General features: G+C 38.6%; 23 protein-coding genes and 3 tRNA genes. 18 read left to right on the forward strand and 8 right to left on the reverse strand.

All coding sequences use genetic code 11. From position 1 onward, the window contains the following. Positions 1-161: 161 nt before the first annotated feature. Together ACHWSC_RS15425 and ACHWSC_RS15430 are read right to left on the reverse strand one after the other, a co-directional pair. On the reverse strand, positions 162-908 hold the full coding sequence (locus ACHWSC_RS15425) for a copper homeostasis protein CutC (protein ID WP_394677322.1): 747 nt from the start codon (positions 906-908) through the stop codon (positions 162-164). 160 nt (positions 909-1,068) lie between these two features. Next, positions 1,069-2,052 carry a hypothetical protein gene (locus ACHWSC_RS15430; RefSeq protein ID WP_394677323.1) on the reverse strand — a complete coding sequence of 328 codons (984 nt, stop codon included), beginning with the start codon at positions 2,050-2,052 and terminating at the stop codon, positions 1,069-1,071. 285 nt (positions 2,053-2,337) lie between these two features. On the opposite strand from ACHWSC_RS15430, the gene ACHWSC_RS15435 reads away from it, so the two are divergent. Then, on the forward strand, positions 2,338-2,757 hold the full coding sequence (locus tag ACHWSC_RS15435; protein ID WP_394677324.1) for a hypothetical protein: 420 nt from the start codon (positions 2,338-2,340) through the stop codon (positions 2,755-2,757). A gap of 45 nt (positions 2,758-2,802) precedes the next feature. After that, on the forward strand, positions 2,803-3,096 hold the full coding sequence (locus ACHWSC_RS15440; RefSeq protein ID WP_075994120.1) for a Smr/MutS family protein: 294 nt from the start codon (positions 2,803-2,805) through the stop codon (positions 3,094-3,096). 39 nt (positions 3,097-3,135) lie between these two features. On the opposite strand, the gene ACHWSC_RS15445 is transcribed toward ACHWSC_RS15440, so the two are convergent. From ACHWSC_RS15445 to ACHWSC_RS15455, 3 genes are all read right to left on the reverse strand, one after another. Then, positions 3,136-4,116 (reverse strand): DUF1080 domain-containing protein, encoded by a 981-nt coding sequence (locus tag ACHWSC_RS15445; RefSeq protein WP_153847233.1) that lies wholly within the window; start codon positions 4,114-4,116, stop codon positions 3,136-3,138. 169 nt (positions 4,117-4,285) lie between these two features. Further along, positions 4,286-4,359, reverse strand: a tRNA-Pro gene (locus ACHWSC_RS15450). A 333-nt stretch (positions 4,360-4,692) separates the two neighbouring features. Beyond that, positions 4,693-4,766, reverse strand: a tRNA-Pro gene (locus ACHWSC_RS15455). Between the two features lie 425 nt (positions 4,767-5,191). Here ACHWSC_RS15455 and ACHWSC_RS15460 point away from each other — a divergent pair. Continuing rightward, positions 5,192-7,567 (forward strand): ABC transporter permease, encoded by a 2,376-nt coding sequence (locus ACHWSC_RS15460; protein WP_394677325.1) that lies wholly within the window; start codon positions 5,192-5,194, stop codon positions 7,565-7,567. 46 nt (positions 7,568-7,613) lie between these two features. Here the strand turns inward: ACHWSC_RS15460 and ACHWSC_RS15465 are convergent. Beyond that, positions 7,614-7,687: transfer RNA gene (locus ACHWSC_RS15465), tRNA-Pro, on the reverse strand. 342 nt (positions 7,688-8,029) lie between these two features. Here ACHWSC_RS15465 and rplS point away from each other — a divergent pair. The 5 genes from rplS (at position 8,030) to ACHWSC_RS15490 (ending at position 14,264) form a co-directional block, all read left to right on the forward strand. Continuing rightward, complete coding sequence (rplS, locus tag ACHWSC_RS15470; protein WP_075994123.1) at positions 8,030-8,377, forward strand: 50S ribosomal protein L19; 348 nt, start codon at positions 8,030-8,032, stop codon at positions 8,375-8,377. Between the two features lie 297 nt (positions 8,378-8,674). Continuing rightward, positions 8,675-9,760: a carbohydrate-binding family 9-like protein gene (locus tag ACHWSC_RS15475; protein ID WP_394677326.1), complete on the forward strand. Its 1,086-nt coding sequence runs from the start codon at positions 8,675-8,677 to the stop codon at positions 9,758-9,760. Positions 9,761-9,883: 123 nt separating this feature from the next. After that, positions 9,884-11,494 (forward strand): CTP synthase, encoded by a 1,611-nt coding sequence (locus ACHWSC_RS15480; RefSeq protein ID WP_088162903.1) that lies wholly within the window; start codon positions 9,884-9,886, stop codon positions 11,492-11,494. Positions 11,495-11,533: 39 nt separating this feature from the next. Next, a complete protein-coding gene (yidC, locus tag ACHWSC_RS15485; RefSeq protein WP_120333254.1) occupies positions 11,534-13,360 on the forward strand; it encodes a membrane protein insertase YidC in 1,827 nt (608 codons plus the stop codon). A gap of 118 nt (positions 13,361-13,478) precedes the next feature. Beyond that, positions 13,479-14,264, forward strand: a complete 786-nt coding sequence (locus tag ACHWSC_RS15490; protein ID WP_120333253.1) for an META domain-containing protein — start codon at positions 13,479-13,481, stop codon at positions 14,262-14,264. A 115-nt stretch (positions 14,265-14,379) separates the two neighbouring features. Here the strand turns inward: ACHWSC_RS15490 and ACHWSC_RS15495 are convergent, their stop codons facing one another. Beyond that, complete coding sequence (locus ACHWSC_RS15495) at positions 14,380-15,729, reverse strand: acyl-CoA dehydrogenase family protein (protein WP_394677327.1); 1,350 nt, start codon at positions 15,727-15,729, stop codon at positions 14,380-14,382. 327 nt (positions 15,730-16,056) lie between these two features. Between ACHWSC_RS15495 and ACHWSC_RS15500 the strand changes: the two genes are divergently transcribed. From ACHWSC_RS15500 to ACHWSC_RS15515, 4 genes are all read left to right on the forward strand, one after another. Beyond that, positions 16,057-16,260 carry a hypothetical protein gene (locus ACHWSC_RS15500; protein WP_153847241.1) on the forward strand — a complete coding sequence of 68 codons (204 nt, stop codon included), beginning with the start codon at positions 16,057-16,059 and terminating at the stop codon, positions 16,258-16,260. A gap of 145 nt (positions 16,261-16,405) precedes the next feature. Continuing rightward, positions 16,406-16,609, forward strand: coding sequence for a hypothetical protein (locus tag ACHWSC_RS15505; protein ID WP_088162907.1), 204 nt, complete (start codon positions 16,406-16,408; stop codon positions 16,607-16,609). A gap of 126 nt (positions 16,610-16,735) precedes the next feature. Beyond that, positions 16,736-18,085, forward strand: a complete 1,350-nt coding sequence (gene purB / locus ACHWSC_RS15510; protein ID WP_088162908.1) for an adenylosuccinate lyase — start codon at positions 16,736-16,738, stop codon at positions 18,083-18,085. Positions 18,086-18,157: 72 nt separating this feature from the next. Continuing rightward, on the forward strand, positions 18,158-18,712 hold the full coding sequence (locus tag ACHWSC_RS15515; protein WP_088162909.1) for a NifU family protein: 555 nt from the start codon (positions 18,158-18,160) through the stop codon (positions 18,710-18,712). Between the two features lie 126 nt (positions 18,713-18,838). On the opposite strand, the gene ACHWSC_RS15520 is transcribed toward ACHWSC_RS15515, so the two are convergent. Beyond that, on the reverse strand, positions 18,839-21,256 hold the full coding sequence (locus tag ACHWSC_RS15520; protein ID WP_394677328.1) for a glycoside hydrolase family 3 N-terminal domain-containing protein: 2,418 nt from the start codon (positions 21,254-21,256) through the stop codon (positions 18,839-18,841). Positions 21,257-21,426: 170 nt separating this feature from the next. Between ACHWSC_RS15520 and ACHWSC_RS15525 the strand changes: the two genes are divergently transcribed. The 6 genes from ACHWSC_RS15525 to ACHWSC_RS15550 all read left to right on the forward strand — a co-directional run bounded on the left by ACHWSC_RS15525 (position 21,427) and on the right by ACHWSC_RS15550 (position 26,455). Beyond that, a complete protein-coding gene (locus tag ACHWSC_RS15525) occupies positions 21,427-22,275 on the forward strand; it encodes a transketolase (protein ID WP_075994134.1) in 849 nt (282 codons plus the stop codon). Between the two features lies 1 nt (position 22,276). After that, a complete protein-coding gene (locus ACHWSC_RS15530; protein ID WP_394677329.1) occupies positions 22,277-23,230 on the forward strand; it encodes a transketolase family protein in 954 nt (317 codons plus the stop codon). Positions 23,231-23,251: 21 nt separating this feature from the next. Further along, a complete protein-coding gene (locus ACHWSC_RS15535) occupies positions 23,252-23,797 on the forward strand; it encodes an RNA polymerase sigma factor (RefSeq protein ID WP_394677330.1) in 546 nt (181 codons plus the stop codon). Between the two features lie 33 nt (positions 23,798-23,830). Beyond that, entirely contained in the window at positions 23,831-24,787 is a 957-nt protein-coding gene (locus tag ACHWSC_RS15540; RefSeq protein ID WP_394677331.1) for a hypothetical protein, read from the forward strand. Beyond that, a complete protein-coding gene (locus ACHWSC_RS15545; protein WP_394677332.1) occupies positions 24,787-25,206 on the forward strand; it encodes a hypothetical protein in 420 nt (139 codons plus the stop codon). Before ACHWSC_RS15540 ends, ACHWSC_RS15545 begins: the two co-directional genes overlap by 1 nt. A gap of 61 nt (positions 25,207-25,267) precedes the next feature. Further along, the gene (locus ACHWSC_RS15550) at positions 25,268-26,455 is read left to right on the forward strand and encodes an aspartate aminotransferase family protein (protein ID WP_075994139.1); all 1,188 of its coding nucleotides are present in this window, start codon (positions 25,268-25,270) and stop codon (positions 26,453-26,455) included. The last annotated feature ends 23 nt before the right edge of the window (positions 26,456-26,478 follow it).

A 26,478-nucleotide genomic window follows, 5' to 3' on the forward strand; every position in this document is an offset into this window, starting at 1 on the left:
GTGTTGAAGTTCAGTTTTTGAAATTAGGAACTAACGTAGAGTTAGGTTCTAGATCAAAAATGAAAGCTAGCAACCAAATCGTTAAAAACGATGCTATCTTAAATCAATTAGCTTCAGAAGCTAAATAGTAAGAAGAATTTAATAGCCTTTAAAGTACTACTTTAAAGGCTTTTTAATAGGTCCACCATTTGGTGGACTTTTTCTTTTGAGCTCATCCACTGTGCCTCATCCATTCCATTGACCTGACTCTGGTTAAACCTCATCTTCGAAACATGCAGCTCTTTAGCTGAACTATGTATTGCAACTGCACCAGTTTGCGCTAAAATATGAACTATATTAGCTGCATCGACACCTGCACCAGGCATAATTACAACACGGCCATTTGCTTGTTGAACTAATTGCTTGAGTAATGGAGCTCCAGCTAAAGCAGAATTTTGAAGACCAGATGTCAAAATGCGATCTATCCCCAGTTCAATGACATCTTCCAATGCCTGAAAAGGATCTTCCACGCGATCAAAAGCACGATGAAAGGTAACATGCATGGGACGCGCAGCTTCCACCAATCGCAAAGTATTCACTTTATCCACCGTACCATCTGCGTTCAGAATACCTATTACAACACCATCTATCCCCAATTCCTTGCACAACTGAATATCTGCTATCATTTCTAAGATCTCGGTCTCTGTATAAAGAAAATCACCTCCACGCGGCCTGATAAGCACATGAATACCAATATTCACCAGTTTCCGCACTAACTGCAACTGACCAAATGAAGGAGTAGTGCCTCCGTTTTCCAAATTTTGACAAAACTCTACCCGGGTCGCTCCTCCTTGTTCGGCTTCAATTGCTGATGCTACGGAATTTGAACAGATTTCTAGTTGGTAATTTCCAATTGCCTTTTCCTTCATTATATTATATCTTAAGCTATTTTTCGTTTACGCGAATAACGTAAAAAAAAAGGAAATAACCTACTCCCCTACTTATGGTCAAACTAGTATAAGCTTTAGAAAAGACTACAGTTAAAAAGATACTTTACCTTCATGGTAAATTTTGCTTCCAGACAAAGATCTACAGCTTTAGCTTATAATGCGGCACATCTACTTTTTTCCACTTCCAATCTGGTCCTTTCGAAGTGCTCGTCCGATGTGACAGCTCCCTTGAAGAAGGTGGATCTAAGAAACGTTCCCGTTTGATATAAGTTGGCAATTGGAAGCCAGGCGATGTATTTAGCGTTTCAAAACATTCCCGCGCGAGTTTCATAATGTCATTCCGATTTTCTGCATTGCTTTCAATTCGACTTCCTATATAAGATTCCGAACCATACAATTGCTCATAAATAGCTGAATCTTCAAAAGGTTTGAAATTCAAACGCATCATTATTTGCACCAATAGAGCATACAGATCGTTGTCAGTTGGCGTCAGAACCAACTTATCCAACACCTTTGGTATCAACTCCCACATCATCAATTCAACCGCTAAATCTTTGGTGTTCTCGCCAATGAAATCGAGTGTAGACCACATCTGGTCTACATATCGTACAACAGAATCTCTATTTCCATGCAAAGCAACCAACTGTCTATTGCTCCAATATTCCAGCGGTATGTCCCCTCGATAAAAGACTCCAAATATATGTTGACCTTTCAACCGCCCCAAGGAACCACAATTTTGCATCTCAAACTCAGGTGCAAGCATACAGTAACTAAACATATCACGCGTATTTAGCTTTTTAAATGTTTGAACCGAAAGAGGATTCCATAAAGCAGGATAACGTTCCCTATCCAAACTATCCTCTCCTGATACCAATCTATACACGTAATAGTCTTTCAGTAATATCCGCAAGATTGCTTCACGACCACCAAGGGGATAATTTCTAGACTTAATCTTCCCCATTCTTCCGAGATACCTGGGCAACTGATCGTTTATAAATTTTGTAGAATCTTTCAGCTTATATTGCCCATGACACATGGGTAAACTGCATACCAACAGCAGTGCTAAAAAAAGGATATAGGTCCTCCTCTTCTTAAAGAAATCAACAAAACTAGATGCTAACATAGTTAATACATTTACACTGTATTGGCTGCAATACAGCATATTAAATATACTTAAAATTAAATAGTATTAAATAAATTAGGTTTCAAAAAAAATCTACGATTTGAAAACGGGACCAAAAACCGAAAAAACTCAGTTCCGTTTTAAGCTCAGTCTCTTCTTTTATATACAAAAGTCATAACCGAATTTTAGACATGTAAAACATTCGGCTGAACTATTTGTATATACCTTACATGCTTTTATTTAAATAACTAAAAACCAAGCGCATACATTTTTAAGTAAAATATCATGGCAATTATATCAAAAAACATGGAGACCCAAGAAAAGATCATCAGTACTTTTGAAGAGCTCCAAAAAGCTATATATGACCTGAAACATCAAATTGTTGAATTTGAATTGCTTTTTAATCAGGCTTGCAACAGACATATTGACTCCAATTTCCAAAAGGAATGGTTGCTGGACCGAATATCTTCACGTCATGATATGATTACACTTCGACATGATGCCATGCTGCTTATTCGGGATACTGTCTCTGCGTTCCGGGACTTCGACGGTTATTTTCTAGATCTCAAACAGCTACTCCAATCGATCGAGTTACTCATGCTCAACCATGCCGATGAGGAAGAGTATGAAATTGCAGCTATTATCAAAAAATGGCATGAAAAATTTGCTCAAGCAATTGATTTCGTTGGTGACTTAACCTATTAAGTCGCCGTTTTATTATACTTTTGCAGCATTGTAAAATATTGAGAAATGCGCAAACCACCAGCTATCGTAGACTTACATACCGATACTTTCCTTGAAGATTGGGAAGATTATTCGCCAGAGGAGCTCTTACAAGAATCCATTGATTTTATGCGATCTAATCTAGACGCAGCTATTTATTGGGAAATGAACGAAATAAAGTTTATTCATGGCAAGGGAAAAGGAATGTTAAAAAAAATGGTTTTTGAAGAGCTGCAAGAGTACAAAGCTCACGGCTCCATTGAACGCTATTACACCTCCTACCAGAATGAAGATATTGTAGTCGTTGTCATAGGGATTTAAAAAGGCTACCTTTTCAGATAGCCTTTGTATCATGTTATGCTATTTAATAGCTGGAGTAATAATCACTTTTCGGAATTCCACGGGACCATGATCCCCTTGGAAATAAATTGGTCCCGGCTCTGCCTCTTTACTATCCAAAGCACCGCCCGTTATACCAGGGATTTCTTGGTTACTGATAACAGTCTTTCCGTTTGCCACAACCGTCACTAGACGTCCTACCAATGTAATATCATAGGTTTGCCATTCTCCGGCTCCTTTATTGACCATTTCATTTGCAGCTAAGAAGCCATATACCCCTGCGAAAAGCACAGCATTAGGATGTGCATCCTTGGGACTATCTTCTATCTGAACCTCATAACGGCCCCTTAAGTAGACACCACTATTACTTCCTGCTGGAATTTTAAATTCAACATGTAATTTAAAATCTTCAAATTTTTGCTCAGAGACCAAATTAGAACCAGATTGCGGGCTAGTCAAAATTCCGTTTTTCACCACCCACTGATTCGTTTTACCGGTAGCTTTCCATCCTGACAGATCCTTGCCGTTGAACAGCTGAATGGGCTTACCCCATTTTACTGCAGCTGTTCGCTTCAGCTCCGGAGCACGAACACCTTTAAAGCGATATGTTTTCCCATCAGGCTCTGTTATTGTCCCTTGCAATACACCGTTTACAACCTCTCCTTCAACACTTAGATTCATCTTTCCGCCTTCCCATTGAGGTGGGATAGCAAATCTAAACTTTCCTTTCTCATAAAATACCTGTGAAACTGGCCGAGCACTTCCGGAAGTACTCACATAATGACCGACTAAAGTTCTATAGCCCGACAATTTTACCTCCAACCAGGATGGTGCAGGGGTACCATTAATATCAACTTCGATGTCCCATCGACCAATCAGCTCTTTGCCTTCTACGTCTTGTTGATAATGGATGGATTCTCCGATTGAATGTTTAGCAAAGGTTACTTGCGGTAATGCACAAGAGGCCAAAATTCCTAAAAGAAATGCCGCTTTTCTGTTCATATTATTTATGTTTATATTCTAATTGACAATAAATTTCAAGCAATTTAACTGTTTAACAGCGGGTTTACAAGGATATAATGTTAAAAAATGCGAAGAATGCACCTGGTCGTAAGTTCGCCTGAATGCCCTGAAACAAAAAAAGCCCTAACTTTCGTTAGAGCTTTTCTAGTCGGGGTGGCAGGATTCGAACCTACGACCTCCACATCCCAAATGTGGCGCGATACCGGGCTACGCTACACCCCGAAAAGGTATCACCTTTGTTTTGTGTGGCACAAAAGTAAACTAAAAATATGTTTTTTTCAAAAATATTCTTTACATAACACCTAACAAGCTGATTTATTGTAAAATAATTTACAAAACATTTAAAACACATATCGATTTCGATCCAAAATAATTTTAAAAACCAGCATGACTGCCCTGAATAGCGAAGTTAACGCTTAGCTAGCTGAAATAGTGGGATTGGCTGGCCCTGACTGAGTCTCCTCCGGATCAAACTAAATAATATCCTAAAGGCCGTAGGTTCGCCTTCCTACCCTGAAACGAAAAAAGCCCTAACTTTCGTTAGAGCTTTTTTAGTCGGGGTGGCAGGATTCGAACCTACGACCTCCACATCCCAAATGTGGCGCGATACCGGGCTACGCTACACCCCGAAAAGGTATCACCTTTGTTTTGTGTGGCACAAATATACGCTTCTTACAAATTATTTGCAAATGAAAAACGCAAAATAAAACTAACAAGCTGTTACATTGCGACATACTCTTTGCCCGGACCGCTCCTTTATACAATCAAACCCAATGCTATTCCCAATAGCTGTTACTTCGCTAAAACGCCTACCGGTCAATCATAATCTTTTTGACCTCTCAACTGTAGCATGTTCGGATATGAACATGAAGTGTTCGAATCCAAACACTTAGCTCACAAAAAAAGAAATCAATCTACTGATTAAAAACACTTTAGCCCTTTGGCAGTTTTTTTGAAATTGACTCATTGAACATTTTTTCAAAAATAGAAATCAGGCTATCCTTCAACGGGATTGATTACCATAAAGTCAAAATGAACACTTATAACGAAAAGTATGATAAAGAACTATTTCAAAATCGCCTGGAGAAATCTTATTAAGAACAAGGTTTTTTCCTTTATCAATATCCTTGGCTTAACAATAGGCATCACCGTCTGTGCAATGATATTCCTGTTTATCGCCAATCAGTTTAGTTTTGATAAGTTTCACAGCCAAGGTGACCGTATCTATCGGGTCATGCGTGGCTTTGACAACAGCAAGGACCGCGCTCCTTATTTATCTGCACCCTATGCCACTGCCTTATTAACCGATTATCCCGATGATATCAAAAAAGCTGTACGGGTAATGCCTGCCAATGGGTTATTCTCTTTTGGCAATATCGCATTCAATGAAAAGAAACTCTTTATTGCAGATGACGATTTCTTTGAACTATTTAGTTTTCCGCTCATCAAGGGAAATCCAATGACTGTTTTAAAAAATCCAACAAGTGTTGTATTAACGGAAAGAACTGCGAAAAAATATTTTGGAAATGAGAATCCCATCGGTAAAATACTACAGCTTGATAAAACGAAACAATTAACCGTTACCGGGATTGCAAAAGATCTTCCGGTCAATTCGCATCTGGAATTTGATCTTATCATTCCATTATCCAATTATATCAATACCGAACCGTTCAAAGCTTGGCAAAACAACAATTTATTCACTTACATCTTACTTGACGAACATAAAGATGTTAGGCAATTGCAAAAGCAATTGCCCGATTTCATGAATAGGCATATGAAAGCAGTTTCTACCAATATGGGTATCCATTTTGATCTTGCCCTTACACCGCTAAAAGATGTCTATCTTGAATCCCACAGCGCATTTGACAGCGCAAAACATGGTGACAAAAAAGTTATTTACATTTTTCTCTCCATCGCCATCCTTATATTGATTATTGCCTGCATCAATTTCATGAATCTCTCGACAATACGTGCAGTTGACCGATCAAAAGAAGTTGGTTTAAGAAAGGTACTTGGAGCACAACGTCTTCAATTAATGGGGCAGTTTATCGGAGAATCCATTTTATTAACCACCATATCCTGCATACTCGCCATGTGTCTATTGCAACTACTCATGCCTGTATATAATCAACTATTGGGATACACCCTAACGGTCCCATGGAATTCATGGCCAATCTATATTTTTTTGATTGCAATTATTGTCATAGTAGGGCTATTAGCCGGAAGTTACCCTGCCTTATACCTTTCAACCTTCTCCCCTATACAGGCATTAAAAGGTAAATTGCGCTTGGGCAAGGGTGGCACACTGTTCCGACATACGCTGGTTGTGTTCCAATTCAGCATATCCATTTTACTTATCATCGGTACACTGATTATCTCCAAGCAGATGAAATATGTGAAAGAACTAGGGCTCGGCTACGACAACCAACAGACTGTGGTTATTCCAATAGACAATGAAGAACTGTACAACAACCTTCGTACATTCAAAAACGAATTATCTGTGAGCAGTGATATTGCATCGGTCTCCTTTATGTCCGGTGAACCAGGAGGCTTCTTCGATAGCCATACGTTTGAAGTGGAGAGTAAAAATGGGGAGAAGTGGAGATCAAGGACGGAATTCACCGATTTCGACTATGTAAGCACACTGAACCTCAAAATAATTGCAGGCCGAAACTTTTCAGCACAATACCCAACAGACTCCACTAGCGCTGTATTAGTTAACCGTACTGCAACATCGATACTCGGATTTACCCCCGAACAGGCCATTGGCAAATGGATAAAAAATACGATCCGTGATCAATCCCCCAGAAAAATCATTGGTGTAATAGATGATTTTAACTTCCTATCTCTAAAAGAAAACATGGATGCATTAGTTATTGCCCCTTCTGATGATCTAAGGGTAGCCCTTATTCGCTTAAACACAAAAGATTTCCCTGCAGCGCTAAAAACTATTAGAACTGCATTTGGGAAAGTAGCTCCTTTATACCCTTTTGAATACAGCTTTTTGGACCAGAAATTCGACACGCTTTACAAAACCGATCTGAGGCAACAACGTATACTCAGTCTTTTTTCCGGATTGGCCATATTTATCGCTTGCCTGGGCCTATATGGTTTAGCCTCTTTTACGGCCGCCAAACGAAATAAAGAGATCGGAATCCGAAAAGTGCTGGGCGCTTCGGTATCGGGCGTTACTACTTTATTGTCCAAAGATTTTATAAAACCCGTATTAGTTGCCTTGATAATTGCCTCCCCGATTGCCTGGCTAGTCATGAACAAATGGTTGGAAGACTTTGCCTACCGCATCGAGATCCAATGGTGGATGTTTGTGCTCGCAGGACTGGTAACAATAGGTATCGCACTGATTACGGTAAGCTGGCAGGCCATTCGAGCAGCCGTAGCTAATCCTGTAAACAGCTTGCGGGACGAATAAAAGGAAGGAAACAAAAAAAGCTCTAACGTTCGTTAGAGCTTTTAAGTCGGGGTGGCAGGATTCGAACCTACGACCTCCACATCCCAAATGTGGCGCGATACCGGGCTACGCTACACCCCGAAAAGGTATCACCTTTGTTTTGTGTGGCACAAATATCGAATCATTTTTTGACTTTGTCAACACCCTACAGAAAATTAATCACTAAATAGCTGATTGATTGCACAATATTTTTACAAAAAGCACATACTCTATTGATTTTAGTAATTAAAAACCCACTCCATATAGCCTACAAAGGAATATTCAAAATATCTTTAGATTATCCATTTCATTTTCATATCTTTGCATCCGATTTGAATATCAGTCAATAGTTTTTTAAAAAAGTATTTTTATATTCAGAAAATAAGTCGTAATATTGCATTCCGATTTTTACAGGATATAAATCGTTAATAATTACTCGAAATCATGGATTTAGTAAAATTTGTAGAAGAACAAGCGGTAGTAAAGAATGAAATTCCCGCTTTCAAAGCTGGAGATACCGTCAGCGTTCATTATAAAATTCGCGAAGGAAATAAAGAGCGTGTACAGGTGTACCAAGGTGTAGTAATTCAATTAAACAGCGAAGGTGCTAACGCTACTTTTACCGTTCGTAAAATCTCAAACGGTGTAGGTGTTGAACGTATTTTCCCTGTAAACTCACCAAACATTGAAAAAATTGAAGTAAACAGCTACGGTAAAGTTCGTCGCGCGAAATTATTCTATTTACGCGGCCTTACTGGTAAAGCTGCTCGTATTAAATCGAAAAGAATCTAATTACGACTATTACAACATAAAAAAAGGCTTTGAATATATTCAAAGCCTTTTTTTATTGACTATATTGCCCTGGCTTCTCAAACGCAGACAGCACAACCAACTTCCTTCTGTAATAAATTTAGGACAATTAGATAATGTCCATCAAAACCCCACCCCTCTTTTGCCGCGCTAAAACATTTTACTTACTTTTAGCACCGTATCTGAAAGGTAGAATCGTAGATGATTACAAATAGTTAAAAAAAACTTTATATTGTTCCATCCTAACTTTGCTACCGTTAAAAATCAAACTGTATCTTGATGAGAACTATAGCTTTTATCCTTACTTTTATCATCTATCCGACCTTTATTTTTGCACAACGAAATCTGAATGAATTTCTTCAGCTACAGTCGCGCCCTCAAACGTATTATGTACTTCCAGTAACAGATGCGATCACGATTGACGGAAAGGACAGTGAAGCTTCCTGGTCAAAAGCGATATGGACAGATTCTTTTAAGGATATTGAGGGATCAAATAAACCTGCCCCTACTTTTAAGACACAAGTCAAGATGCTTTGGGACAAGGAAAATCTTTACATTTTTGCTAAGCTTCAAGAACCCCATATCAAAGGATATTTAAGACAAAAAGATACAATCATCTATCATGACAATGATTTTGAGATCTTTCTCAAGCCAAATCTATTATCGCCAGAATATATAGAGATTGAAATAAACGCATTAAATACCGTAATGGATCTTTTGATGACTAAACCTTATCGCTTTGGCGGCAGGGCTAATCTAAATTGGGACACAAAAGATATGGAAAGTGCAGTCTATCATGCTGGGGCCATCAACAATCCTCAAGACAAGGATGAATTTTGGACTGTGGAAATGAAAATACCTGTAAAAAGTCTAAAATACTTTGGCGAAGGAAATCAGATTAAAGCAAATGAAACCTGGAAGATAAACTTCTCACGTGTTCAGTGGCATTATGACAACACCGAAACAACCTACAGCAAGAGAAAAGACAACACGGGTAAGACGCTCGCTGAAGAGAACTGGGTATGGTCTCCAATCGGCCTCGTTAATATGCATTACCCTGAGCGATGGGGACATATAAAATTTGTTAACGACACAGACCATCAACCTATCGATGAGCAATTCCTCGCACTCGAAAAAGTTACCTGGAACATCTTTTACCTGCAACAGATCTATAGAAAGGATAAAAAACGCTATGCAACGTCAATTCAGGAGTTAAGCAAATTATATCCTGAAATTATAAATGAGCACAAAAATTATGAGATTGTATTTTCAAACAGTAATAATTTCTATCGCATTGAAATCAAGTCAAAAGCACAGCCTACATTAAAGACAACAATAGATAGCCAAGGTAATATCTATTTTTAATTTAATTAATCGAGCGATCTTCAATTCTGATTTTGAATAAAAATTGCTATCTTTGTATCCCGTACATAGAGCAACTATTATTGGTCATTTTGACCACATAAAATTGAAAATCCTTTAATTGTTATGACTAAATATATTTTTGTTACGGGCGGCGTTACTTCGTCGTTGGGGAAAGGTATTATTGCTGCCTCCCTTGCTAAACTTCTCCAAGCGCGTGGCTATAAAGTTACCATTCAAAAATTCGACCCTTACATTAACATCGATCCAGGAACATTAAATCCATATGAACATGGAGAATGTTATGTTACAGAAGATGGCGCTGAAACAGACCTTGACTTAGGTCATTACGAGCGCTTCCTGAATGTCCCTACCTCACAAGCAAATAACGTCACGACAGGCCGCATCTATCAACACGTTATCCAACAAGAACGTGAAGGTGCATATTTAGGAAAAACCGTTCAAGTGATTCCCCATATCACCGATGAGATAAAACGCAGAATGCAACTGTTGGGTGAATCCGGCAAATATGACATTATCATCACTGAATTGGGCGGAACTGTAGGCGATATTGAGTCCTTACCGTTTGTGGAGGCCGTAAGACAGCTTCGCTGGGAATTAGGAGCCAATAATTCACTGGTTATCCATTTGACTTTAGTCCCTTATTTGGCTGCTGCTGGTGAGCTTAAAACAAAACCTACCCAGCATTCCGTAAAAACATTATTGGAATATGGTGTACAACCTGATATTCTAGTATGTCGTACTGAACATAAATTATCGCAAGAAATCCGTAAAAAATTAGCGCAATTCTGTAATGTCAACATCAACGCCGTCGTAGAATCTATCGATGCGTCGACGATTTATGATGTCCCATTATTGATGTTGAAGGAGAATCTTGATAAAACAGCATTAACAAAGCTAAAACTTTCCAACAAAAATGAGCCTGATCTAGAAAACTGGAAAAACTTTTTAGGTAAGCTCAAAAACCCGACAAGTGAAGTTAATATTGCTTTGGTCGGAAAATATGTTGAGCTTCCAGATGCTTACAAGTCGATTATCGAAGGATTTATCCATGCGGGCGCAACAAACGAATGTAAAGTAAAAGTGAGCTATATTGCTGCTGAAAGTGTTACAAAAGAAAATGTTGCTGAAAAGCTGAAAGGCATGGATGGAGTTTTGGTTGCTCCGGGTTTCGGTGAACGCGGCTTGGATGGTAAGCTAAATGCTATTCAGTATGTTCGTGAAAATAATATTCCGTTCTTTGGTATCTGCTTAGGTATGCAATGTTCGGTTATCGAATTCGGAAGAAACGTATTGGGATTAAAAGATGCCAACAGTTTTGAAATGGATGCCAACACCAGCAATCCGGTCATCAATTTGATGGAAGAGCAAAAAAATATTACCAATATGGGCGGTACAATGCGTTTAGGTGCTTACGACTGTGAAATTAAAAAAGGAACTAAGGCCTTTGCCATCTATGGTAAAACAAAAATTTCTGAAAGACACCGTCACCGTTATGAGTTTAACAATGACTATTTAAAACAATATGAAGCAGCTGGAATGATTGCTTCAGGATTCAATCCGGAGACTGGATTAGTTGAAATTGTCGAATTGAAAAACCATCCATTTTTCGTTGCCGGACAATTTCATCCAGAATTAAAGTCAACTGTTGCAAATCCTCACCCACTTTTTGTTAGCTTTGTAGCCGCTGCTTTGGCCAACAAAAAATCAAAGTAGTAATAGAAGGATACAATTAATTAAGTTTAATTATTAAAAATGGATAGAAATACCCTAATTGGTTTGGTCCTGATGTTTGCTATCATCACTGGTTCATTTTACCTGATGAAGCCTTCAGAATCGGAAATCAAACAAGAACAAGCGAGACAAGAGGCTAAAGCGCGCACAGAAAAAGGACTGCCTGCCGAAAGTGACTCTACCGCTAAAGCCAAAGCAGCACAAACAGCAGTGATTGCTGATTCGGCGGAATTGAAAAAGCCTTTTGGTGCGACAAAATTTGGAACGGAGAAAGTCATTACGATTGAAAACGAGAAAATCATTGCCAAAATCAGTACAAAAGGTGGTAAAGTTAAATCCGTAGAACTAAAAGGCGAAAAGAATTTCAATGGAAAACCTTTGATGCTTTTTGATGGTGAGGACAATAAGTTTGGTTTTCAATTTAACGCAGCTGGTCAAAACGTATCAACAAATGATTTATACTTCAATACAGAATCTTCGGATATCCAAGTTTCTGGTGAAGGTAAACAATCTGTAAAATTCCGACTAAATTACAGTGCCGAACAGTATATTGAATATGTGTACTCGATTGCTGGTAAAGGCTATAATGTTGGACTGGATATTAACACAAAAGGGATACAGAATTTAATTCCGCAGAGTCAAAAAACGTTGACCCTTAACTGGAACACCGCGTTGAGACAAAAAGAGCAAAACATAGAATCTGAAAGACAGAAATCTACACTTTATTATAAAGAAGATAATAAAGTAGATCATCTTTCAGAATCAAAAGATGCGGATGAAGCATTGGAGAAAAAAGTACAATGGATTGCATTCAAGCAGCATTACTTTTCTAATATCCTCAGCACTAAAGATGGCTTTGTCAATGCAAAAGTGGATGTAAAACATGCTTCAGAAACCGACATCGTCAAATTCTATAATACAAACGCAGAATTGGCATTTGATAATCATAAGGACAATAACTATTCCTTAAACTTCTTCTTTGGACCAAATCAATACAATGTATTGAAGGCCGAGGGTAATGACTACCAATCGATCATCAATATGGGTTGGGGCCCTATGCGTTGGATCAACCAATGGATTACAGTACCTGTATTTAACTTCCTGGATGGTTTCCATATGAGCTACGGTATCGTTATCCTTTTATTAACATTGATGTTGAAGCTGATTCTTTCACCAATGACCTACAAGTCTTATGTCTCTATGGCAAAAATGCGTGTATTAAAACCGCAGCTGGATGAGATCAAAGCAAAAGTGGGTGAAGACAATCAAATGTTGATGCAGCAGGAACAAATGAAATTGTACAAACAGGTTGGTGTAAATCCACTTGGTGGATGTCTTCCGCTTGTCCTACAAATGCCATTTACAATTGCGTTCTTCTACTTCTTTCCAAATTTATTTGAATTGAGAGGGCAAAGCTTCTTGTTTATGAAGGATATGTCAACCTATGATACGCTGTTTACATTTGCACCTATTTTTGGATCATTCAACCACATCTCTTTGATGTGTATCTTGATGACATTGACAACATTGTTAACGACTTGGTATAACAACGCTACATCTGGTGCTACAGGACAAATGAAATACATGGGCTATATCATGCCTTTGATTTTCTTCTTTGTTTTGAATAGCTTCCCAGCAGGTTTGAACTACTACTATTTCTTAAGTGCGCTATTTACGTTCTTGACTCAGTTGGTTATTCGCACCATGGTGAATGATGAGAAAATCTTAGCTAAATTGGAGGAAAATAAAAAGAATCCAAAAGCAGATAAAAAATCGAGCTTCCAAACGAAAATGGAAGAGATGATGCGTGCACAACAACAAGCACAACAAAATAAAAACAAATCGTAAGATTTATCATACTGATAAAGAAGGCTTCCAAATTGGAAGCCTTCTTTGTTTGTGAGCTTTTGTAGCATTTCGTCAAACCAAACGTTAAAAAGGGTGTTAATAGGTTAAAATTTAGAATATGAACTTTAAAAACATCGCCATATTGGCCATCTTAATCGTTAGTCTTGGAAGTTGCTCTGTGATCAAGAAGAATGCGAATGAGCAGAACACAGACAGTAGCATGTCGTCAGTAATTGGAAAAAAATGGCAATTGATTGAAATCAATGGACAGCCTGTAGCGGATCAGATCAACGGCAAAATGCCTTACCTCCAGCTGGACGAAAAAAGTTACAGTGCAAGTGGCGGATGTAATGGCATCGGTGGAGAATTGACATTATCAAAAAATGGAAAGGTTAAATTTGCTCAGGGCATGTCTACGATGATGGCCTGTCCGGATATGTCTATTGAACAAGCTTTATCCAAAAACCTGATTGCTGCAGATAATTATACGGTTAAGGATGGCATTCTTAGCCTGAACAAAGCTAAGATGGCTCCCCTGGCAAAATTTAAGTTAATTCAGAACAATAAACAAGAACTTAGTGGAACTTGGGAACTTGATTATATATCCGGCCCACGGATCGCTTTCGATGGTCTATATCCCAATCGTAAACCAACAATGACATTTGACGCAGCCAGTGGTAAAGTAAACGGAAATAGTAGCTGCAATAACTACAATACGACTTTTAAAACCAATGGAAATACCATTAATTTTGGCCCGATTATGTCAACGAAAATGGCCTGCGAAGGTAATGGTGAAGCAACCTTCTTTTCGACATTGGAAAAGGTAAACACCTATAGTGTAAGCGAGAATACGTTGACATTTATCATGGGAGATATTGCTATTATGCGATTTAAACGGAAATAGAAAATTGCTTTTTTGCTCCAACTGAAGTAAAAAGGGCATTGTTTAAAAAACAACGCCCTTTTTATGTATTAAGCGATATTTGGCAACAGGAAGTCAAAAACCAGCCGGATCTCGCCTAAACAAAGGCACTAAATCCAGTTATACTTCTACCAACTATGAGTGAATTGATTTCTTTTGTCCCCTCATAGGAATAAATTGCTTCGGCATCGGCCAAAAACCGTGCGACATTATACTCCAACAGAATACCGTTTCCACCCATGACCTCTCGAGCCTTGGAAACAATATCTCTCGTACGTAAAGAACAGAAGACTTTGGCCAGCGAGGCATGTTCATCTTTTAGTTCACCCTTATCCTGTAGTTCAGATAATCTGAAGACAAGCGTTTGCATAGCTGTTAAATTGGACAACATTTCAACCAGGTGATTTTGTATAAGTTGAAAAGAAGCGATTGGCTTACCAAATTGCTTCCTTTTACGCGTATAATCCAAGGCATTTTCATAAGCACCCCGCGCACATCCTACGGCCATCCAAGCGACACCTGCTCGCGTCATCTGAAGAACCTTTCCTGTATCTTTAAAGGAATTCGCATTTTGCAGGCGATCACTTTCTGGAACGATACAATTCGCTAAAGTAATAAGGCCATTCTGCACAATGCGCAAAGCCATCTTATCTTTAATTTTTTCAACTGAAAAACCTGGATTATCCTTTCGTACAATAAACCCCTTAACTTCGCCATCATCAAGATCCCTTGCCCATACGATTGTGATATCGGAAAAGGTGGAATTCCCGATCCATTTTTTTTGACCATTTAAGACCCAACCTTCAGCTGTCTTCCTACAGGTCGTTGTCAATCCGCCTGCTGCTCCCGACCCTACTTCGGGCTCTGTCAAACCAAAGGCACCAATCACTTGCATCTGCTGCATTTTGGGCAGCCACTCTTGTTTTTGTTCTTCGGATCCGCAAATATAAATTGATCCCATGGCTAAACCACTCTGTACGCCAAAGAAAGTCGCTACAGAAGCATCTACCCGTGCTATCTCCGCCGCTATGATCCCTTCCATTAATGAACTTCCCCCCATACAACCATACCCATCGTAGGTATAGCCACAAATATTTAAAGCTGCTAGTTTCGGTACTATTTCAAAAGGGAACTCATCTCTTAACCAATATTTATTGACAATTGGCTTAACTTCAGTCTCCATAAACTCCCTTACCTTCAATTGCAATGCACGATCTGAATCGTTTAATTTGCTATCCATAGCATAGAAATCACCATTAATAGGCGGTAATTCCTGTTTTTCTTTTCCTGCACTTAGCATTTTCATTAAACCATGAAGCTGCTTATCATCCATTTTTGATACGGCATCCATGACTGCTCCCAAATCCACTTTCTTCGATATTTCTTCCAATTTGCCAAAGTCTATTGATTTTGCCAAATCCATTATATTCTTTACTTTATCAAACATAATTGCAATTTCTTTTTAAGTGTTTACTTCTTAAAATAAGAAAAATAATCGAAAATTGTTTGGAAATGACATGATACAAATTGACAAGATCGAATTATCCGGTAAACAAACGAATGGACAATATCTTACCTTATATCGCCCAATCTCCTATCCATAAAATAGTGGAATCAGGAATGTTTTGAATAAAATATAGAAATATAAATATATGAAAAACAATGCGTTAAAAATATTTTCAAAAAAACATCTTTTTTTGGGTTACCTTTTTTGGTTACGTGTATTAAGAGATGAAAAAGAAAATTATTTCAATTTAAATTAGAAAATTAGAAAATGAAAAACGCATTAAAATTCGGTTTCTTAGGTTTAGCTTTAACTGTAGCTTTCGCATCTTGTAACAATTCAGAGAAAAAAGCTGAAGGTGCTGCAGATTCAGCTTCTGCTTTAGTTGATTCAGCTGCTAACACATTAGATTCAGCTGCTACTAAAGTTGATTCAGCTGCTGCTAAAGTTGATTCAGCTGCTACTAAAAAATAATTTAGGACTGAATAGAGCTTTTGAAAGGCCTTTTTTACGAAAGGCCTTTCTTTTTTTCAAAAAAACAAATACAGGGGTTACCTTTTTGGTTTAATGGTATTAACTCCTAAATAACAAGATTTAAAAATATTTTAATTTTAATAAAATGAAAAACGCATTCAAATTCGGTTTCTTAGGTTTAGCTTTAACATTGGCTTTCGCATCATGTGGTGAAACAGCTAAAAAAACTGACGCTGCTACTGATTCAGCTAACGTTGCTTTAGATTCAGCTAACACGCAATTGGATTCAGCAAAAACTGCTGTAGATTCAGCTGCTGCTAAAGTTGATTCAACTAAAGCTGCTCACTAATTCTCTGAAAAAGAATTTACACCGTATAAAAAGCTTCCTTCAACAAGGAGGCTTTTTTTATATCTACACCAATTAAATTGCTAAGCTCCAAGCATTTTTTTACCTTTGCCAAAAATCATTCAATCTATGGCTTTATCATCTTTAACAGCAGTTACGCCTATTGACGGACGCTATTACAATAATACCAATGAACTTTCAGCATTTTTTTCCGAATTTGCTTTAATAAAATATCGTGTACGCGTAGAAGTCGAATATTTTATTGCATTAAGTGAATCCGGTATTGCTCAATTGCAACAGTTTGACAAAACACTCAATGAAAAATTGCGGGATATCTACAGGAATTTTTCTGAAGAAGATGCCATTTGGATCAAAAACACAGAAAAAGTTACGAACCACGATGTTAAAGCAGTTGAATATTTTCTAAAAGATCAATTTGAAAAATTAGGATTACAGGACTACCTTGAATTCATCCATTTTGGTTTGACTTCACAAGATATCAATAACACAGCGATTCCACTTTCCTGGAAAGAAGCCATTAAAGAAAGTTATACACCGGCAATAGAAGAGTTGCTTCATGAGTTAAAATCATTAGCAACGTCATGGTCAGACATCCCGATGTTGGCACGTACCCATGGACAACCTGCATCTCCAACTCGTTTGGGTAAAGAGTTTTATGTTTTTATCGAACGCATAGAACGTCAATTGCAACTATTACATCAAGTACCGTATTCAGCTAAATTTGGTGGTGCAACTGGTAATTTTAATGCGCATCACGTTGCATATCCAGCGACAAATTGGATCAATTTTGGGAATAATTTTGTAAACAATATCTTGGGGTTAGACCGTTCACAAACGACCACACAGATTGAGCATTACGATAACTTTGCAGCAAGCTGTGATGCCTTAAAACGGATAAACAATATTGTCATCGATTTATGCCGTGACATTTGGACATATATTTCGATGGAATATTTTAAACAAAAAATTACTGCCGGTCAAATCGGTTCTTCGGCTATGCCACATAAAGTCAACCCGATTGACTTTGAAAATGCAGAAGGAAATTTAGGTATTGCAAATGCAATTTTTGAGCACCTTGCAGCTAAGTTACCAGTTTCCCGTCTTCAACGAGATTTAACAGATTCTACGGTATTACGTAATATCGGTGTTCCATTTGCACATACCCTAATTGCTATTAAATCGACTTTGAGAGGGTTACGCAAATTGATCTTAAACGAACAGGCATTAGCTAATGATCTTGAAAATAATTGGGCTGTTGTTGCGGAGGCACTACAAACTATATTAAGAAGGGAAGGCTATCCAAAGCCGTATGAAGCATTAAAAGATCTAACACGTACCAACACACATGTTACAAAAGAAACGATTGCAACATTTGTTGATAATCTAAATGTATCAGCGGAAGTTAAAGAGGAACTGAAAGCGATCAGTCCTTCTAACTACACAGGTGTCACTTTATAAGCTTTTACTTATAGATGACCTTAACAAAGCTTCATTTGACCTATATTTGCTTGGAATAAAAATAGATACTACATGGCTACGATTAACGTATATACAGAGTCTACACCCAACCCTTCTACAATGAAGTTCTTGGTCAATAAATTGTTGATCAACGGTAGTGTGGATTTTCCAAATAAAGAAGCAGCACAAGATTCACCGTTTGCACTTGAATTATTCAAATTTAACTTTGTAAATGGGGTATTTTTTGCAAGTAACTTCGTGACCATTACCAAAACTGAAGATGCGGAATGGGAAGATATTGAAGCCTTGCTAAAAGACTTTGTAAAAGGTGCTGTAGAGTCTGAACTTGCTGTAAAAACGGTACACCACGATACAGAGGTTAATTTTGAAGGTACTGAAACTGAAGTGAAGATACAACAAGTATTACATGATTATGTAAGACCTGCTGTTGAACAAGATGGTGGAGCAATCCATTATAAATCCTTCAACGAAGGTATTGTGACAGTTGAACTAAAAGGTTCTTGCAGTGGTTGTCCATCTTCGACAATCACATTAAAAGCAGGAATTGAGGGCTTGTTGAAACGCATGGTTCCAGAAGTGACTGAAGTTGTCGCTGAGGCCATGTAATCACAGCTATTCGATAAAATAAAAAAAGGATTCAGTAATTAATTTTGCTGAATCCTTTTTTTATTCACTAGTCTTTAGAAGAAATAATCGCTATACGTTATCTGCTTGGTACAGCAATTTTTTAACCTAATTGACTACTTCAAATGAATCTTTAAGCGGGAGATTAACAGAAGAATTACCGATAAATAGTTCAAATTTGCCGGGTTCAACTGTCCAGTTATTATTGCGATCCAAAAGTTCAAGATGGGCAGGTAAGACCGTAAATTGTAAGGTCTTCTTCTCCCCTGGATTAAGTTCAACTTTTTCGAATCCACGCAAATCCATCTCATATGTCGTTACCGAAGACAGCACATCTTTGATATAAAGCTGAACAACTTCGGCACCTTTCCTCCTCCCTATGTTTTCAATATCAACCGTAACTGTAAGGGAATCCGTTGGTCTGATCTGTTTCTTAGCGAGTTGTAAATTTGAAAAACTAAAATCTGTGTAGCTTAATCCATATCCAAAAGGGTATAAGAATCCAACAACCCGACTATTGCCCCAGCCATTGGGTCCGACCCCGGGTTGCCCCGCCTGTGCAGCGGGCTTGGTCGGAAAATTCATTTCAACTTGTCCGACGGACTTCGGAAATGAAATAGGTAATTTTCCACTAGGGCTATACCCTCCAAACAGCATTTCGGCAAGAACATTTCCCGACTGATTGCTAAGAAACCAACTCTCCACAATTGCAGGTAGATACTTGTTTTCCCAATTGACAGTAAGTGGACGACCATTGACAAGTACCAGCACAATAGGTTTACCTGTTTCTTTCAATTTCATTAAATAGTCGCGTTGCTTGCCGGGTAAATTTAGATCCGACCTCGATCGACTTTCACCGACTTCTCTTTCTGATTCGCCCATTACGGCTATGATCAGGTCAGATTCTTTACCAAGACGAACACCTTCGGCCATCTTTTCCAGCTCCTCGCCGGACAAGTCTGTTGGAATAATCTCACTCTCAGGCCAGTTTTTATCCACGACATCTACCCCTTTTGCATAATCAACCCGAAGTGCCTTTGTTTTTCCATAGTTTATAATCCCATCTTTGATGGTGGTGATCGGATTATTGGAAGGTCCATAGCGACTTGTCGTATAATTTGTTGCTTCTGCCATTGGTCCCGTAACCAAAATTCGTTTGTATTTATTCACGTCTATTGGAAGAAGATTCTGTTCATTTTTCAACAGAACAATAGATTCCTTATTCATTTGAAGAGATACTTCTTCATCTGCGGGCGTATGCACCTTTTTATCGGCTATCGCTATATCTTCTCTCAATGGATGATCAAATAAACCCAGTTTAAATTTCACGGTCAGGACTTCGCGAACCCGCTGATCCAATATTTTGATATCCAGCCCTCCTTCTTTTATTAGTTCCATTAGTGACTTTAGATATGTGCTCGGTGGATCAAAATTTGTCCGCACATTCAAACCCGCCTCTAATGCCTGTTTAATAGCATCTTTATAGTTTGCCGCAACATGGTGTTTGTTGTAAATAAACTCTAGAGCCTCACTGTCGGAAACCACATACCCTTCAAAACCATAATCTTTTCGGAGTAAGTCTTGTAAAAAATAGCTACTGGCAGATACAGGCACGCCATCATAATCATTATAACTACTCATGACACCCAAAGGTTTAGCTTCCTTTATGACCCTTTTAAATGGATAGAGGTGAAGCGAATGCATCTCACGAAAGCCAACATGAGGATCCGTACGTGCATTACCATCTCTTCCCCCTTTGGGCACAGAATAGACCGCATAATGTTTCAATGTGGATGCGACACCATTTTGTTGAATCCCTAAAACAACTTGTTTCCCCATTTCGGCAATATGAAACGGATCTTCCCCATAGGTTTCAACCACTCTTCCCCAGCGCGGATCTCTAGAAACATCAAGAATAGGCGTATAGACATTGGTATAGCCCAGATATTTGGCTTCCCTACCAATTATATCGCCAGCTTTACGTACCAGTGAAGTATTCCATGTACTTCCAATATTGATTGGCGCCGGCAGGGACGTAGCGCGATCATGATTGAGTCCATGAATCCCCTCATTGGTAAAATCAACGGGAATACCAAGTCGTGTGTTTTCCACAAACCATTTTTGAACATTATTTAAGGCTTGAGCATGGCGGCTGAAGGGATACGAAAATGAACTTTTTGCCGACTTATTATAAGCCAAGCTATTCAACATTTCGTCGATATTGGCCAAGCCGTGTTTCCAAATCTCTTTGTCCCAAGCGGCAGTGGGCTGCTCATCTTTCAAAACTCGCCCATAACCGTAGAGTGTAACCGTCTGATTGGCCTTTTCTTGAACAGTCATTTGAGCCAACAGATCCTCCACGCGACTGGCTATTTTCTGTTTGGGGTCTTCATAAATATCCTTTTTCCCATTTTTGTTAAAATCGATCCAATCCTTATGGTAAATGTTGACGTGCTGGGCAGAACAATGCAAATAAAGGGCTGAGAGCGCTGAAATAATAAGGCTGCTTTTGAGTTGATTAGGCATTATGCTGAACATTGTTGGTTTTATAAAGTGAAGCAAGGTACAAAAAAAATAAAAATCCGCAGATCAAACACATCGTCAATCTAGAATAAGTCAATATAAATTCATTTTTTAACAAGCATCTAGCTTAAAAATAGTTAACTTTACGACCAATTGTGAAACCAACAAAAAAAATGAGTGCAGATATTAACAAACTAGAACAAATTGCATCACAGGTAAGACGTGATATCGTACGTATGGTACACGCTTGTCAATCAGGACACCCAGGTGGTTCGTTAGGTTGTACAGATTACTTTGTGGCGCTTTATTTCAATGCAATGAAACGCAATCCTTCCTTTGACATGGATGGAAAAGGAGAAGATTTATTCTTCCTGTCAAATGGACACATCTCTCCTGTATTTTACAGTACATTGGCGCATGCGGGATATTTTGAAGTGAGCGAATTAGCAACGTTCAGAAAAATCAATTCCAGACTTCAAGGTCACCCAACAACACACGAAGGCCTTCCGGGTATTCGTATTGCTTCGGGATCATTGGGTCAAGGATTATCTGTTGCAATTGGAGCCGCACAGGCAAAAAAATTGAATAAAGACAATAATCTAGTTTATGTATTAATGGGTGATGGCGAATTGCAGGAGGGCCAAGTTTGGGAAGCTGCAATGTACGCACCACACAACAAAATCGACAATTTAATTGCTACTGTTGACTATAACAAAGCACAAATTGACGGATCTACTGATCAAGTACTATCTCTTGGTGATCTTCGTGCAAAATGGGAAGCATTTGGCTGGGATGTGATGGAAATTGCTAAAGGCAATGACATGAATGCTGTTGTTGCAGGTTTAGCTGAAGCTAAATCACGCACAGGAAAAGGTAAACCAGTCATTATTCTGATGCATACTGAAATGGGTAGCGGTGTTGATTTTATGATGGGTTCTCATAAATGGCATGGTGTTGCTCCAAATGACGAACAATTGGCGTCGGCGTTGAATCAGCTTACAGAAACTTTAGGAGATTACTAGCATGAAAAAATATACTTATACAGAGTCAAAAGATACACGTTCAGGATTTGGTGCGGGCTTACTAGAAGCAGGAAAGCAAGATGAGAATGTAGTTGCATTATGTGCTGATTTAATCGGTTCGTTAAAAATGAACGATTTTATCAAAGAATTTCCAGAACGTTTTTTTCAAATCGGTATTGCGGAAGCTAATATGATGGGAATTGCTGCCGGACTTACGATCGGTGGTAAAATACCATTCACAGGTACATTCGCAAATTTCTCAACAGGACGTGTTTATGATCAGATTCGCCAATCGATTGCATACTCCGACAAAAATGTAAAAATTGCAGCGTCACATGCTGGTCTAACCTTAGGTGAAGATGGTGCAACTCACCAAATCTTAGAAGATATCGGTTTGATGAAAATGTTGCCAGGAATGACAGTGATCAATCCTTGTGATTTTAATCAAACAAAAGCCGCTACGATTGCTGCAGCCAAATATGATGGATCAGTTTATTTGCGTTTTGGCCGTCCTGTAGTTCCTAACTTCACTCCTGCTGATCAAGAATTTGTGATTGGTAAGGCGGTATTATTAAATGAAGGAACGGATGTTACGATCATTGCTACAGGTCATCTGGTATGGGAAGCTATCCAAGCTGGTGAGAAATTAGCTGAGTTGGGCATCAACGCTGAGATTATCAATATCCATACAATCAAACCTTTGGATGAAGAAGCTATTTTAAAATCTGTTGCTAAAACCAAATGTGTCGTAACGGCGGAAGAGCATAATCGTCTTGGCGGTTTAGGTGATAGCGTTGCTCAGGTATTAACAAGAGAGTTGCCTACTCCACAAGAATACGTTGCTGTAAATGATAGTTTTGGAGAATCAGGTACTCCTGCTCAATTGATGGAAAAATACGGTCTGAATGCAGCGGCTATTGTTGCAGCGGCTCAAAAAGTAATCAAAAGAAAATAACAAAACTACGCAAGTCAATATATGGATGACGCTTTAATTATAGCAAAATTCGCCGAAGAGAGTACGCGAGAAGAAGCTTTCCGTTTATTGTTGAAGAAATATCAACAGAAGATTTATTGGCATGTGCGAAGAATGGTCATCGATCATGACGATGCGGACGATGTTGTACAAGATATCTTTGTGAAAGTATGGAAGAACCTTGGGAACTTCCGCGAAGACTCACAATTATATACGTGGCTTTATCGTATTGCAACAAATGAATGTATTACCTTCTTAAATAAGAAAAAGCAAAAGCAGAACGTGTCGTTGGATGACGACACGACTGCTTATCTGGCAGAAACGCTTGCTGATGGCAGTTATTTCAATGGTGATAGAGCTCAAATGAAATTACAACAGGCTTTGTTGACCTTGCCAGAGAAGCAAAAATTGGTCTTCAATATGAAATATTTTGAAGACATGAAATATGAAGAGATTTCAGAAGTCCTCGGAACAAGTGTTGGAGCGCTTAAAGCCTCTTATCATTTGGCCGTCAAAAAAATAGAGGCATTTTTTAACAACAACGATTAAACCTTTTAGCGAAATTAGGTTCTAACAAATACTATGAAGGAAAATGGCACATATCATGATGGGCTGGAGCCTACAAATCTTCCAGCATCGTTGCGTGAAAATCCATTTGGCTTACCTGAAAATTATTTCAGTGATTTAGAATCAAAAATAATTACGCAAGTCAAATTGATTGAATGCAAGGAAGAATCCATCTTTGAGGTTCCAGAAGGATATTTTGATAGCCTATCTGAGGCCATTATGTGTAAAGTAGCGGAAGATAATTTAAGAAATCAAGTTGCTACTGACGGCTTTGAAATTCCTGAAAATTATGCTTGCGAACTATCTTCAACTATCCTCAACCGAATTTTAGAAGACAAATTAAAAGAAACGATTGTATCTGATGGCTTTACAATGCCTTCTGCTTATAATCAAACGCTTGAAGATTCCATCTTTGCCCGTTTAGCTGAGCAGGAATTGAAGAAAACAGTTCCTACAGATGGTTTCTCTGTTCCGGTTGGCTATGAAAAAACAGTTGAATCGACTATTTTTGCTCGTATCGCTGAAGAAAAACTCAAAGAAACGGTTGTGACTGCAGGCTTTGATGTACCACAACATTATTTTGAGACTCTTTCCGACAGTATTATTAATGCTGTGCAGGAGCCTGAAAAAGATCATACACCTATCCATCAAATAGGAAGACCGAAAAAATGGTATGCTCGCTATGCTGTTGCAGCATCTTTTGCCACCATGTTGAGCATAGGAGGATATTGGGGGTATCAGTATCAACAACAAAATGCAGCTCCCGTAGAAACAGTTGCAGAAGAGCAGTTGAGCCAACATTTGTCAGAAATTCCTAAGCAGGAAATTATTAATTACCTTGCGGCTTCAGCTTCTGGTGATGATATGATCTATATGTCCCAGTATACCGATGAAGCGAATCTCCCTACCAAGGGATTTGGGAGTAATATATCTAAACAAGAAATAGAAGATTATCTAAACTATACCTTATAATGATGTTCGATAAAAAATACATATGGATAACATTGTTCTTTAGTATATTTTCTATTGCCTTGGGCTTTGCACAAGACAAAAATCGATTTCAAGCTATTGAAAATGAAAAAATAGCTTACATTACTAAAGAACTAGATTTATCGCCAAGAGAGGCTCAACAATTCTTTCCGCTCTATAATGAGTATAGCCAAACACTTTGGGATATCAGAAAAGAAAAATTGAATGGTGCTCCCAAAAATAGTTTTAGAGGTGGTTCCAGAGATGTTTTACAGTATGATGCTAAAGAAGTGGAGATCAAAAAAGAATACCGGGCCAAATTTGCCAAAGTTATTGGCAATGCGCGGGCATCGCAATTTTTTGAAGTGGAACAGGAATTCAGGGAGCATTTATACAAATCTCTGCAGAATAGAAGAAAATAATATCGAAAATAAAAAAGAAGTCTTGAAGACTTCTTTTTTATTTTCGGACATTTGTAAAATCATGTTAAGCAACAGAGAATTATTTTTAATGAATACTGCTCAAACATCTAGCTCACCTAGATTGGTTGAAGTAGTTAAGGCTGAAGGTGTCTACCTTTATGGCCCCAATGGAGAAGAATACATGGATTTGGTCTCCGGCTTCAATGTCAGCAATATAGGCCATCGTCATCCGAAGGTTTTAGAGGCTATAAAATCACAATTGGAGCAGTACTTACATGTCACCGTTTATGGTGAATTTGTGCAGGCGCCACAGGTGCAATTTGCTACAGAATTACTAGCAGAACTTCCCGCTAATTTTCAATCAGTCTACCTCACCAACAGTGGAACGGAAGCCGTAGAGGGATCTATGAAAATAGCAAAGAAATATACTGGTCGCAGGCAGATTATCGCTGCAAAAAAAGCGTACCACGGCAGCACACAAGGCGCGCTCAGTCTAATCGGAAACGATGAGTATCGCAAAGCGTATGCCCCCCTTCTTCCCGAAATAGATTTTATCGGGTTTAATGATATGGAAGATCTCACAAAGATTACGGAACAAACTGCTGCTGTCATCCTCGAAGCTATTCAGGGAGAAGCTGGTGTCCGAGTCCCGGATATCGCTTACATGCAAGCTGTTAGAAAACGCTGTAATGAAACAGGTACTTTACTAATCTTTGATGAAATTCAAACAGGTTTCGGTCGCACAGGCCGTCTTTTCGCCTTCGAACATTTTGCTATTGTTCCAGATATCCTGATGCTTGCCAAAGGCATCGGTGGCGGTATGCCCTTGGGGGCGTTTGTTGCAGCCAAAGAAGTGATGGACGTTATTAAGGATAATCCCATGCTTGGGCACATCACGACTTTCGGGGGGCATCCTGTGAGTTGTGCCGCAGCGCGGGCTTCACTAGCTGTTATCAAGGAAGAAAAATTAGTCGAACAGGTTGAGCGAAAATCGCTTTTATTTAAAGAAAAACTCAGGCATCCTGCAATTAAAGAAATTCGAGGACTAGGCCTTATGATGTGTCTGCAACTGGCTTCTTTTGATCAAGTTTACAATGTGAGTAAGTATTGTGCTGAAAACGGGGTTATGATCGATTGGTATCTGCATTGTGAAACGGCACTACGTGTCGCCCCACCATTGACTATTACAGATCTAGAAATTGAAAAAGCTTGTAACATCATTATAAAAGGTTTGGAAAAGTATGCCTAAAGTATGTAACTTTAAACATAACA

Origin of the sequence: uncultured Sphingobacterium sp. (assembly GCF_964277905.1) — a bacterium.
In the GTDB taxonomy this organism is placed as follows: Bacteria; Bacteroidota; Bacteroidia; order Sphingobacteriales; family Sphingobacteriaceae; genus Sphingobacterium; species Sphingobacterium siyangense.